We start from the raw sequence: 12,530 nt of genomic DNA on the forward strand, positions 1-12,530 counted from the left end.
TTTTTCAGACACCTCAAAAATTAAAACTTATCCAGTTTTTAAGTGCGACCCCTTAAAGGGTCCGCGACCGAGTGTCGGCCAGTTGGCGAATCTCGTTTCCCGCTCCAAATTTTCAAACATCACGAAAATCTAAATATTTGCAGATGTATTGATGCGACCCCTTGATGGGTCCGCGACCGAGTGTCGGCCATTGCTTCGCAACGAGTTCAAATCTGTTTCCCACTCCAAATTTTCCAGATAACACGAAAATTTAAACTCTCTTACACCCGAATTCATATTCCATAGTCACTGTTATTTTCTACGTGAAAGCTATCTGAACTTTCTGGTTTATTAGTGCTCAACTACTAGGTGCTTTTATGGATGGATGCATTAATGGTAGAAGGAAGGGTTAATAGATATGGGCTTGAGTGGTACTGTTTCGCTCAAATACGCCTGCCTAGTTCTTCTGCGCTTCATGCACTTTTGCTTTCACTTGGTATTAATGGGGGATTGTTACTAGCGTTGGCATTCACCACCGCTAACAAACCTGCTGGTCAGCAACCTTTGCCTCCACTTTTGCTAAAAGCAGTTTTATTACAGCCGCCAACTATTACGCAAAAAACCGAGACTAAGCCAAAATTAGTACATAAGACTAATGCCGAGGTAGAGGGTGGTGTTGTACTCATAGAAGCAAAAAAGAAGGAAACCCCCTTAATCGCTAGTAGACCGAAAAATGAATCTGAAGGGTCACAAGCGACTTTGGAAAAAGAAGTTTCTGCACAATCTTTGCTAAGGACAAAAGATGTCAGGCTGAGAATTCAAGATGCGACGAAAAACTATATCAATCGTTTAAACGCACTACGTTTGCAAGACATCGCTAATCAATCACCTTCAAAGAAAACCCATTCAAATGTAAAAAGAAACCTAAAACTTTCTAATCCCTACAATACCGAAAACGAAGATTTTCTCGAAAGCATAGAAATTGTTGTAGACTGCAGCACTTTTAAAGGAAAGTTATTTAGCGCCCTCAGTAAAAATAAGGGCGTCACGATTAAAGAACGTGATTTTCCCACTTTAGCGGGCGACGCAAAAAAGTCAGTTCAGGGTACGGTGAAGTGTCGAGATCACAAACGTTTTCAAACACACATTGATAAGTATTTAAACAAGCTACAATAGCCGCTATTTTTGAAGTTATACTAAAGTGTAAGCCTTGCGTTATCTCATTCTCTATTACTGATTCTATCTGCATTTACGCACTGTAATGAATCCTTATTCATCCTGATTTGCACTCATTTAGTGCGTTACTGCCTTGATTTCAACCCATTTCTCGTTAAATCTACGTTTTGGAAGTACTTCTGCACAATAAATGTGCACTCGATAGGGTATTAACAAGTCTATTTGAATATTAAATAGATTTTGGTGGGTAAATATGCATAATGCGCCGTTTTTTAGCGGTAATTTTGCTAATTACTCGTATTTTGATAGGCACATTGTTTGCAGAAATAGTTTGCAAAAAAGAGGCAGTGTAAAACGCATACCTCAAACATATTAAAAACAACTATCGCTTTCAAACTCCCTAATAAGCGCCAAAAAGAGCGCAACGGAGAGAAAGTATACTCGGAGAAACACACATGGCTTTTGATTTATCGAAGCAAAATAAGATGACTGTACTTGCTTGTGCAGTCGCTTCAGCGCTCGCGCTTAATTCGAGCGTAGTTAACGCTCAAGAAGAGACTACTATTGAAGAAAAAGATGTCGAGAAAGTTGTCGTTACAGGTTCTCGTGTGGCGCAAGACTCTTCTTTAGAAGCCGCCAGTCCAGTACTAGCAATTAACGCGGGTGATATCAAAACATCAGGTCAAATCGACTTAGGTGCTATGCTTCGTGAATCGCCACAGCTTCAAGCTTCATTGCCGGGGTCATTTTCTGCGTTTAATGGCACACCACTTGGTGCGAGCTTACTGAACCTGAGAAACTTGGGCAGTGAACGTACCCTTGTGATGGAAAATGGGCGTCGCCATGTGTCGGGCATTGAAGGCACGGGTTCTGTTGACGTAAACACGATTTCAACAGCACTAATGCGAAATGTCGAGGTGCTTACTGGCGGTGCATCAGCGGTTTATGGTGCCGACGCTGTGACCGGTGTTGTTAACTTCAATATGCGAAATGGCGCGTCTTTTGACGGCTTGGAGTTGCGTACACAGTCGGGCGTAAGTGATGAGATGGATGCTAATGAATTCTTCATCTCATTGGCAAATGGTTTCTCGTCCGATAAAGGCGAGCTAGTTTTTGCTGTTGAGTATCAAGAAACCAGTCCAGTTTTCGCGCGCGACAGAGATTTTGCTGGTTCAGGCCTCTACACTCAAGTCGCCAATACTTCTGCTACGCAAGCGGCTTTTGGCGTCGACTCTCGTTTTGCTAACACGTGGGTTCCTGATTATCGTCTGCCAATTTCTAGCGATCGCGGCGTAATCTCGTTAACAGGAAGTGCGTTCTTCGACGTGTTAGGCTCTGGCGGTGCAGCAGGGTGTTCAACCCTTGGCTCTGCGATGATCCCTGCTTGTCAAGTTATTGGCGACAACGGTCTGAGAGCCTATAACCCGGGTGATGTGTATATCGGGCCGTTTGACGCCAGCGGTGGTGACGGTGTTCCAGGAAGCCCAGACAGTGAACTTATCCTCCCTGAGTCAAAACGCATCCTTGTTCAAGCCATCGCAAATTACGAGGTTAATGAATATATTAACTTCTTTATCGACACCAAGTTTGTTCAAAGTGAAACCAAAGAGACTAATCAGGTAAACGGTTTCAACGATGATATCCCTATTTCACTGGATAACCCGTTCATTCCAGCGGAACTACTATCACAAATTAATCAATTGGAAGCAGAGGGTGAGAGCGTAAGCTTGGTCATGTCTCGTGATGTTCTGGATTTTAATGCAACATCAAACCCAGAAGCACAGCGTAAAACCTTCAGAGTGGTAACAGGCTTTGACGGTTACATTCCAAACACTGAACTTGAATATGAAGTGTTCTATAACTACGGTCGTACAGATGCAGACATCACAAGTCGTCAACGTATCGAAGATCGTTATTTTGCAGCAATTGATGCAGTTGTCGATCCCTCTACAGGCAACACAGTGTGTCGTTCAGACTTAGATAGCAGTGCGTTGCCACCAACGTCACCATTTCCTACAGTAAACGGTAACTTTGGCTTTTTAACGTTCCAACCGGGTGATGGTTCGTGTGTACCAGTTAACCTATTTGGTAAAGATTCGATTAGTGCAGAAGCTGCTAACTTCATTTTCCAGCCGGGTACAGATCAAAACGATATCGTGCAAGAGAACTTCCTTGCCGTCGTTTCTGGTACGTCCGCCGACTTGTTTGAGTTACCAGCAGGTCCAATAGCTTTTGCTTTAGGTTATGAGTGGCGCAGAGAGTCGAGCGAGTATACACCAAACACCTTCTCAGCTTTAGGCCTAACATTCGGTGAGTTGGACTCTCGAGCAGGCCCAACAAATCCATCTAATGGTGAATACGACGTATCGGAATATTTCATGGAGGCAACAATTCCTCTACTAGAGGGAATGGAGTTTGCGGAAAGACTTGAGCTTCGCGCAGCTTACAGAAGCTCTGACTACGATCCATATGGCACTCATGACGCATGGACTGTTGGTTCTATGTGGTCGCCGGTGGATACATTCAGCGTAAGAGCCACCTATTCAGAAGCGGTGCGTGTTCCAAACATCAATGAGGCGTTTGCTCCAACATTTGCGGCAACCTTGGGTGCTGGTAGTGACCCTTGTAACCAAAACTTCATTGATGCAGGTTCTGAATTCCGTGAAGCAAACTGTATTGCACTAATTGGTGACGCAGTGGCTGACGGTAGCTATGACTCAACCAACTTCCTATCCGCGTTTGTCGCAGGTACGACAGGTGGTAACCCTGATTTGGACCCGGAAGAAGCCGAGACGCTAACAGTGGGTACTGTTTGGAGACCAGAGGGTGAATTTGACGGTTTATTTGATGGCCTTGTAGTGACGCTTGATTATTACAACATCCAAATAGATGGCCTGATTGATAGCCTGACAGGTTTTGATATTGCATCTAACTGTGTTGATGCGCCAACTATCAACAACCAATTCTGTGATGCAGTAGACAGGGATGCAAGTAATGGTTTTATTACTAACTTCCGTTCAGGCTTTATCAACCTAGCAGCAGTAGAAACGTCAGGTATTGATTTCCGTGTTGACTACGGTTTTGATTTATCTAAATTTGCTGAGACCGATGGCAGACTTGAGTTTAGTATCAACGGTACTAACTTCTTGAAGAACGATGAAGTGCGTGATGTCAGCGCACCAAATGAAGTTACAGATGTGCTTGGTACGTTCACCCGTCCTGAGTGGATTGTTAACATGAACGTTGATTACCTTATTGGTGATTTCGTTATTGGTTGGCGTGGTCGTTACGAAGGAAGTCAATTACTTCCTGGCCTAGAAAATCAAGATATTGAAAACAACCCTGACTTTATCAGTCAGACGCATACTGGGTCTGCGGTGGTGCATGACTTCTCGCTATCTTATAACTTCAAAGATAACCTAGAAGTTTATGGCGGTATTAACAATGCATTCGAAGAAGACCCGTACCTTGGTACACTTTCTCGCCCAGCTGGTCCGCGCGGGAGATTCTACTTCGTTGGTGTTAACTACACCATGTAAGGTCAATCAGTAAACATTAAAACCCAACATGCGTTTTCTCATGTTGGGTTTTTTTATTTGTGCATCTCATACACTAGACTTACTAAGGAATGGCAAAGTGTACATTCTTAGTTGAAACGTCACCTAGTAAAGATTATGTTAGTCATTATGTGACTGGTCTAACCAGGTGGGGCTTTCTTTTTTAAAAGTAAAGCAGTAATTCATTTTTTGAGCTTATAGAAAGTCAGCGTGAACACGATGTCAAACAACTACGTACTTAATACCTATAATAAATTTCTAAAACTGCCCTTTGGCAAAAAACTGTTTAGCTGGTATTCAGCACGCAGAGCGCCTTATTTTTCAACCGTCTCCCCGCTTATTACTGACATTAAACCTAACTACTGTGAAGTGCTTATTAAAAAGCGCAAAGGGGTAGAAAATCACATCGGCACGGTTCACGTTATTGCTATATGCAATGGCTTAGAGATGGCTATGGGTTTCATGTGCGAAGCATCGATTCCTAAAAATCTTAGGTGGATCCCCAAAGGCATGGAAGTAAAGTATCCGGCAAAGGCAGACTCAGACATTCGCTGTGTCGCTGAAGTGCCTGCCGATGCGTGGAAGCCGGGTGATCTACCCATTGTAGTAAAAGCGTACAACGCGTCAGGCAATGTGGTTGTCGACGGCACTATAACCGTTTGGGTAAGTGAAAAACGTTAACACGTAAACGTGTGCTAAGGCGGCCGCATCAGCGGCCTTTTTTGTTTTTTCCAGCTGCTGATTATTACGTATTTACTACACGGCGTTTTGTATTTGACAGAAAAACATTATCCAACTAAGAATAACAGAGCAAACGATTGAGGCGCTAAATCGGTAGTTTATTTCATTCAACTATTTTTTGTGGCAAAGTCCTGGCGAATTATCTCAGGTTGTCACGATTGAAGAGGTTAAGATGTCTGTGATCACAAAAGAGCAAGTTACCAGTAAACCCTTTGCAGATAAGAAACACTATCCTTACGGTTTTGCCCGTTCAGGCGATTTTTCTATCAATGAGAGTAAACTGCTTCAATCTTATGGAGGCTTGTTTGCTGCCTTAGTCGATGGAAAAATAACGCCAGAGAATGATGAAGAACAGGCGTATTTAGAGTCGGCACTCGGACACCGTGAACCTGCGACACCGCAAGAAAAAGCGTGGCTAAAATACCAAGCGCGAATTAATAGGCCAAAAACGGCAAGTATTTACGGTTCTAAAAAACCTGCTGTTGACGACGTAGACGATGATACGGACATGAGCGATAACAGTGATTTAGATATTGACCTTGATGACTAAGCGATAGCCTTTGTGCGCTTGATTGTTGCACAAAGGCAAAGCGAGAGGTCCTGTTTTTTCTTTTCTGTTAAATTAATGTAAATTCCCATCCTATTTTTCGTGAAAATAATCTGCATATCGAAATATTTATCCTAATTATTACGAATATTGGGATATATATCTCACTTTTACGCAATTTGGTGTTTTATCTTCCTATTACCTTAGATATAGTCGGGGCATCGTCAACGTACGCTGACAAACCCCCCAACCCATTACAGGAGAAAAGCACTGTGAAAATGATGTCGGGCGCAGCCATGGTGGTTGAAGCGCTAAAAGATGTAGGAGTGACACACGTGTTCGGTTACCCAGGTGGTGCCGTACTAGACATTTATGACGCATTATTTGCGCAAGATGATGTCAAACACGTCCTCGTACGTCATGAACAGGCAGCCGCTCATATGGCGGATGGTTATGCACGTTCAACTGGCAAAACCGGCACAGTGCTCGTCACGTCAGGTCCAGGCGCTACCAACACTATTACAGGTATAGCTACTGCGTACATGGACTCTATCCCGATGGTTGTTTTGTCGGGACAAGTGCCTTCCAAGCACATTGGTGAAGACGCATTCCAAGAAACTGACATGGTAGGGTGCTCACGCCCCATCGTTAAGCACAGCTTTTTGGTAAAGCGCGCGGTAGATATTCCAGAAGCGATTGCTAAAGCTTACTACATTGCGAACACAGGTCGTCCTGGTCCGGTGGTAGTAGATTTGCCAAAAGACATTGTGAACGTAGCAGAAGAGCACCCATACGTGTTCCCAACTGATGTGACTATGCGTTCTTACAACCCAACCGAAAAAGGTCACCCTAAGCAGGTCAAAAAGGCGGTTGAGTCACTACTTAAAGCGGAGCGTCCTGTTCTTTATGTTGGTGGCGGCGCGGTAGCCTGCGATGCGTCAGAAAAAGTCATTGAGTTAGCTGAAAAGCTAAATGCACCGGTAACTTGTACGTTAATGGGCCTTGGTGCTATGCCGGGTACACACAAACAATTTATCGGTATGCTAGGTATGCACGGTACGCTGGAAGCGAACAAAACCATGCATAATGCCGACTGCATCATTGCGTTAGGGGCACGTTTTGACGACCGTGTTACCAATAACGTTGATAAGTTCTGCCCCCATGCTGATATTATCCACGTTGATATTGACCCAGCGTCTATATCTAAGACCGTAAATGCTCACATTCCTGTGGTAGGTTCGGTCGATAAGGTACTTGATCAGATCTTGAGTCAGGTAAATAAAAAAGATTTATCAGGCCAAAGCGAGAAGCTAGCCGACTGGTGGCAGCAAATTGAAACTTGGCGTTCTCGTCAGTGCTTAAACTACGCACAAGGCGAAGAGGTCATTAAACCCCAGCGCGTTATCGAAGCCCTGTATAAACACACAGACGGTAAAGCCTATGTAAGTTCCGACGTAGGTCAGCACCAAATGTTTGCGGCGCTTTATTATCCTTATGATAAACCGCGTCAGTGGATTAACTCAGGTGGTCTTGGCACCATGGGCTTTGGTTTACCGGCTGCAATGGGCGTGCAGTTCGCACACCCAGGCTCAACGTCTGTGGTCGTAACCGGTGACGGTAGTATTCAAATGAATATTCAAGAGCTATCGACCTGTTTGCAGTACAACTTGCCTATCAAGATTATCTCATTGAACAACCGTGCGTTGGGTATGGTGCGTCAATGGCAGGATATGATTTATAAAGGGCGTCACTCACATTCATACATGGATTCAATGCCTGACTTTGTGAAGTTGGCAGAAGCCTACGGACATGTGGGTATAAAAGTAGACAAGCTCGACGAGCTCGACGCAGCAATGGAGAAATGTTTCAGCTACACAGATCGCTTAGTGTTTATGGACATAGCAGTAGACCAAAACGAACACGTATATCCAATGCAAATTAAGTTTGGCGCAATGGATGACATGCGCTTAAGCAAGACGGAGCGAACCTGATGAAACGAATTATCTCTGTATTAATGGAAAATGCCCCGGGCGCACTATCTCGTATCGTGGGTGTGTTTTCCCAACGTGGTTACAACGTTGACTCACTATGTGTGGCACCGACTGATGATGCGAGCCTTTCACGCCTTACCATCATTACACATGGCGATGACAAGGTTATCGAGCAAATTACTAAGCAAGTGAATAAGCTTATTGATGTGCTTAAAGTGGTCGATCTCACCGAAGGTACACACATTGAGCGCGAGCTTATGTTGATCAAAGTAGCCACGCGTACTGAATCCGTTCGTGCCGAAGTAAAGCGTAATGCCGATATCTTCCGTGCGCGCATCGTGGATGTGAACGTAAACAATTACACCATTGAGATCACGGGAACCACCGATAAATTAGACGCATTTGCTACAACAATGGGGCAATGTGCTGAAATTATCGAATCATCGCGCACCGGTGTGTGTGGTCTTGCACGAGGTGATAGGGCGCTTCGTCCATAGGTGATACGATATAAAAAGCAAAGAGTGACCAAAAAGGCTGTCTTTTAGACAGCCTTTTTTTGTGCAGACAGTTACTAGGCGCGTGTAATAACGCAGTTATGGCAGAAAGAGGGAACAGGCAAGATTGTCGAACTTAATTGTGGTTTCCGTAGTAGGCTTCAACGCGCAAGGCTACGCCGTATGACGTTTTGAAATCTTCATCACGTAGCCATAAAACGAAAGGTTCAACTTCAAAAAATAACCAGTCACGCAGTGAATTATTACGCCATCTGAAGCCTGTATAGACTTCTTCAACACGATAATTAGGCTGACTTAAGCCCTCTACGGTTAAGTGAGGTACAACGGCGTTATTTTTATCTACAGAAAACAAATGGTGGATTTCGTGGCGCCACAGCCAGTCGTTAGTTTCGTCACGAAAGAAGAAACGGTTGTTTTGCCGCACCAGATGTTTTTTACTTATTTCATATTGAATTGCTACGCCCAACTCTGCGCCGAAACGATCGCGTGTGTAGTAATAAAGCTCGGTGTCATAGAGCATGGCCCATTGTTTCGAAAAAGCGAAGGCATCTTTGTATCTCGCCATGCCATAAAGCTGGTCGCGACGGCCTGCGCCAATTCGAAACGAGTAGTGAGAGTTTTGCTCAGGACGAAAGCGAAGCGCAATAGTCGTTCTGTCTCTATTATTGTTTCCCGTATCTCGGGCTGCGCGAATGGTATTGGTTTGTGTCTCGTCCTCGTTATCGCTAAGCAGTAAATCGACTCGCTCTTTCAACGCCGGTAGCCGTACTCGTATGCGAAACCGTAAATCTGTATCAGACAGCATTCCACTTCTTGGTTCCCACGCCAGTTGAATACGCCCTTCTGCTCTTGCTTGTTTTTCCCCCTTAACGTAAGTGTGCTCCTCGCTTTCAAACAAGCCGTCGAGTTGTTTTACCGTAAAGTCCATTGTGTCGGTAAAACTGCGTTGCCAAATATCGAACCACGCTTCTTCACTTTCAAGTGTTGAAGAGTGCGACGTGTTAAGGTTAGTAACGTTCTGCGTTGTAGCACGTTGGGGATTCATAGGAGTAGTGTTGTTATATGTTTCGGGGGCGCTGGTCGCATCAGCAGTGGCTTTCACCGTACTATTTAGGGGCGCGGATGGTATAGGGGCAGTGAGCAGCAAATAGCAGTAGGCCACAGTAAGACAAAGCATTACTCACTAACTCCTTGTAAAAATTAGAATAGTTGAATGTTTTTCTATTCGTGTTAAGTATAATCAGAGAATGAATTGTCGTAGTCAAAACGTCAATCTTTATTCATTGGGATAAATATTCAGGTGAAAGCGATGGCGTGCAGTGGCATACTGTATCAATCGTTGTTAGGGAGAAGAATTATATGGGTGGTATTAGTATTTGGCAGTTGCTGATCATACTGGTTATCGTGGTGCTTTTGTTTGGTACGAAGCGACTTAAAGGCATAGGCACTGACCTAGGCGGCGCAATCAAAGGTTTTAAAAAGGCGGTCAGCGAAGAAGAAAAAGACGCGGACTTCGAGCAAAAGAAGCAAGTTGAAGAAAAGTCAGCCTCAGAGCCTGTTACAACACAGACAAAGAGCGACGTTAAAGAAAAATCCTAATGTTCGATATTGGCTTTTGGGAGCTTTTGGTAGTTGGTGTCTTGGCCCTTCTCATTCTTGGGCCAGAGAGATTACCAGGTGCGATGCGCTCTACTATTAATACAATTCGTAGTGTACGAAATGTAGCAACAGGCTTTAAGCAAGAAGTTGAGCATCAGTTGCGCGTGCATGAATTGCATGAAAACTTGAAAAAAGCCGAGCAACAAGGGCTTAAAAATCTTTCACCAGAACTTGAACAGAGTGTCGATGAGCTTAAAAAGGCAGCAGAATCGGTTCAAGAACCTTATAAAAAGCAATAGATGTCTGACGCTAACAACCTAATTTCGCATTTAATTGAACTGCGCAGTCGTATTCTCAAAGCGCTGTTGAGTGTACTTATTGTGTTTCTTTGTCTTGCTGCATTTGCACAAGACTTGTATCAAATCTTAGCAATGCCGCTACTTGACGCCCTACCTGAAAATTCGAGCATGATTGCAACCGACGTTGCGTCGCCCTTTTTCGCACCTTTTAAGCTTACGTTGGTATTATCATTTTTTATTGCCATCCCTTACGTGCTCTATCAGGTGTGGGGGTTTGTAGCGCCAGGGCTGTATAGAAACGAAAAGCGCTTAGTCGCGCCGCTGCTGCTTTCGAGTACGCTATTGTTTTACGCCGGCATGGCATTCGCTTATTTCGTTGTATTCCCCATTGCGTTCGCATTCTTTACCAGTGTCGCGCCAGAAGGTGTAACAGTCAGTACTGATATATCGAGCTATTTGAACTTCGTATTGAAACTGTTTTTTGCATTTGGGGTCTCATTCGAGATACCAATAGCCATTATTTTGATGTGTTGGACTGGCGTTACGGATGCCAAATCACTTCGAGCGAAACGTCCTTATGTTGTGGTCGGAGCGTTCGTGGTGGGCATGTTACTGACTCCGCCAGATATTATCTCTCAAACACTTTTAGCCATTCCAATGTGGCTACTGTTTGAAGTTGGCGTTATTGTAGGTGGGTTCTATGCAGGTAATAAACCTAGCGATGAAACTTCTAGCGAAACGTCGGACAACACATAAAGTTCATAAAAAGAAAGGAATAAAAATGAAAACTCAACTGCTTTCTGTTGCTACTTTACTCTGTGCTTTTAGCACGTTTAACGTTTTTGCTGAATCAATAGGCGATGCGCTGGAGAAATGTCGGAATACTGACGACAGCTTGAAGCGTCTGATATGTTACGACAAGGTAGCGAAATCTTTAAACCAGTTCGATGGCGTTGATGCACAAGTTAATCAGCTTTCAGAATATAAAATGGCTAAAACGAACGCTGGAAATTCTCGACAGCAGGCACCCTCGAAGCGGCCAGACTTGCCAGCAAAGCCTGCAAAACCAGCAAAACCAGCGAATGAATTTGGTTTAGAGCATAAGCGTGACTTGGCAAGCGAAGCGTCTGAAATAACAGTGACTATTAGTTCGTTTGACAAAAATTCGCGCGATAAGCACACGATTACTTTCAGCGATGGTTCGATATGGCGTCAGACTGACGATACCTACTTGAAGCTGCAGGAAGGACAAGTTGTTTCTATTGAACGCGGCTTGTTTGGCGCTTTCTTCCTCAGCGTGGAAGGCCTTAACAAACGCATGAAAGTAAAACGCGTTAAGTAAATGCCTTGGTTCGATGGTGGCGTTAATTTACTCGATAGGCGATTTGACGCTGACGAGATAATGCTGCGGGCTAAGGATGCTGGCGTCGATAAGCTATGCATCATTACCACTCACCCCGATGAGTGGGAAAAGGCTGTTGCCCTCTACAAGCAATATCCTAATGAATGCTGTTATACCATTGGCGTGCATCCCCATAATGCAAAAGACGTGTTCGCTGAAGACTATGTTCTTTTACGTGAATTCGCGCAGCATGAAGGATGCGTCGCTATCGGTGAGTGCGGACTGGATTTTAATCGAAACTTCTCTCCTCAATCCGTTCAGCGTGAGGTATTCGAAGAACAGTTAAAAATAGCGGCGGACATTCATTTGCCCGTTTATCTGCACGAGAGAGATGCATTTAGTGAGCAGCTGTCTCTTTTAAGCCGTTATATGCCGCGTTTAAAAGGCGGCATCGCGCATTGCTTTACCGGCACCGCCGAGCAGATAAAGCAATATTTATCGTTAGGCCTTTATATTGGGATTACCGGTTGGGTATGTGATGAAAAACGTGGTGAAGAACTGCGTGAAGCCGTAAAGCATATACCAATGGACCGCCTTATCTTGGAGACAGACGCTCCTTATCTTTTTCCTAAAACTCTGCGACCACGAAAACGCAATAATGAGCCGGCTTTTTTACCTCACATAGGGCAACAGTTAGCAGAGTATTTGCAGATAGAAACTGAAATGTTACGTACTAGCAGCTATGCTAATACGTGTGAGTTGTTTTCACTACGCTTACCCTAGG

The 12,530-nt window shown here is 44.2% G+C and carries 12 protein-coding genes; 11 read left to right on the plus strand and 1 reads right to left on the minus strand.

Features of this window, described 5'->3' with window-relative positions; translation table 11 throughout:
• Positions 1-360: 360 nt before the first annotated feature.
• The 6 genes from GVO63_RS13650 (at position 361) to ilvN (ending at position 8,488) form a co-directional block, all read left to right on the plus strand.
• The gene (locus GVO63_RS13650; RefSeq protein WP_159580570.1) at positions 361-1,155 is read left to right on the plus strand and encodes a hypothetical protein; all 795 of its coding nucleotides are present in this window, start codon (positions 361-363) and stop codon (positions 1,153-1,155) included.
• Between the two features lie 455 nt (positions 1,156-1,610).
• Complete coding sequence (locus tag GVO63_RS13655) at positions 1,611-4,694, plus strand: TonB-dependent receptor (protein ID WP_159580572.1); 3,084 nt, start codon at positions 1,611-1,613, stop codon at positions 4,692-4,694.
• Between the two features lie 237 nt (positions 4,695-4,931).
• A complete protein-coding gene (locus GVO63_RS13660; protein WP_159580635.1) occupies positions 4,932-5,393 on the plus strand; it encodes a hotdog fold domain-containing protein in 462 nt (153 codons plus the stop codon).
• Between the two features lie 232 nt (positions 5,394-5,625).
• Positions 5,626-6,003, plus strand: a complete 378-nt coding sequence (gene maoP, locus GVO63_RS13665) for a DUF413 domain-containing protein (protein WP_201281914.1) — start codon at positions 5,626-5,628, stop codon at positions 6,001-6,003.
• A 269-nt stretch (positions 6,004-6,272) separates the two neighbouring features.
• On the plus strand, positions 6,273-7,991 hold the full coding sequence (locus GVO63_RS13670) for an acetolactate synthase 3 large subunit (RefSeq protein ID WP_159580574.1): 1,719 nt from the start codon (positions 6,273-6,275) through the stop codon (positions 7,989-7,991).
• A complete protein-coding gene (ilvN, locus tag GVO63_RS13675) occupies positions 7,991-8,488 on the plus strand; it encodes an acetolactate synthase small subunit (RefSeq protein WP_105930498.1) in 498 nt (165 codons plus the stop codon). The genes GVO63_RS13670 and ilvN overlap by 1 nt, the downstream gene beginning before the upstream one ends.
• 133 nt (positions 8,489-8,621) lie before the next feature.
• Here the strand turns inward: ilvN and GVO63_RS13680 are convergent, their stop codons facing one another.
• On the minus strand, positions 8,622-9,683 hold the full coding sequence (locus GVO63_RS13680) for a hypothetical protein (RefSeq protein ID WP_159580576.1): 1,062 nt from the start codon (positions 9,681-9,683) through the stop codon (positions 8,622-8,624).
• 182 nt (positions 9,684-9,865) lie between these two features.
• Between GVO63_RS13680 and tatA the strand changes: the two genes are divergently transcribed.
• From tatA to GVO63_RS13705, 5 genes are read left to right on the plus strand one after another with little or no spacing between them, the layout of a single operon-like run.
• Positions 9,866-10,105 carry a Sec-independent protein translocase subunit TatA gene (tatA, locus tag GVO63_RS13685; protein WP_120963418.1) on the plus strand — a complete coding sequence of 80 codons (240 nt, stop codon included), beginning with the start codon at positions 9,866-9,868 and terminating at the stop codon, positions 10,103-10,105.
• Positions 10,105-10,404 carry a Sec-independent protein translocase protein TatB gene (gene tatB, locus GVO63_RS13690; protein WP_159493209.1) on the plus strand — a complete coding sequence of 100 codons (300 nt, stop codon included), beginning with the start codon at positions 10,105-10,107 and terminating at the stop codon, positions 10,402-10,404. The genes tatA and tatB overlap by 1 nt, the downstream gene beginning before the upstream one ends.
• Positions 10,405-11,160: a twin-arginine translocase subunit TatC gene (tatC, locus tag GVO63_RS13695; RefSeq protein ID WP_159493210.1), complete on the plus strand. Its 756-nt coding sequence runs from the start codon at positions 10,405-10,407 to the stop codon at positions 11,158-11,160.
• Positions 11,161-11,185: 25 nt separating this feature from the next.
• Positions 11,186-11,746: a hypothetical protein gene (locus GVO63_RS13700; protein WP_159580578.1), complete on the plus strand. Its 561-nt coding sequence runs from the start codon at positions 11,186-11,188 to the stop codon at positions 11,744-11,746.
• Entirely contained in the window at positions 11,747-12,529 is a 783-nt protein-coding gene (locus tag GVO63_RS13705; protein WP_159580580.1) for a TatD family hydrolase, read from the plus strand.
• Position 12,530 lies beyond the last annotated feature (1 nt).

Origin of the sequence: Alteromonas sp. KUL106 (genome assembly GCF_009811415.1) — a bacterium.
In the GTDB taxonomy this organism is placed as follows: domain Bacteria; phylum Pseudomonadota; class Gammaproteobacteria; order Enterobacterales; family Alteromonadaceae; genus Alteromonas.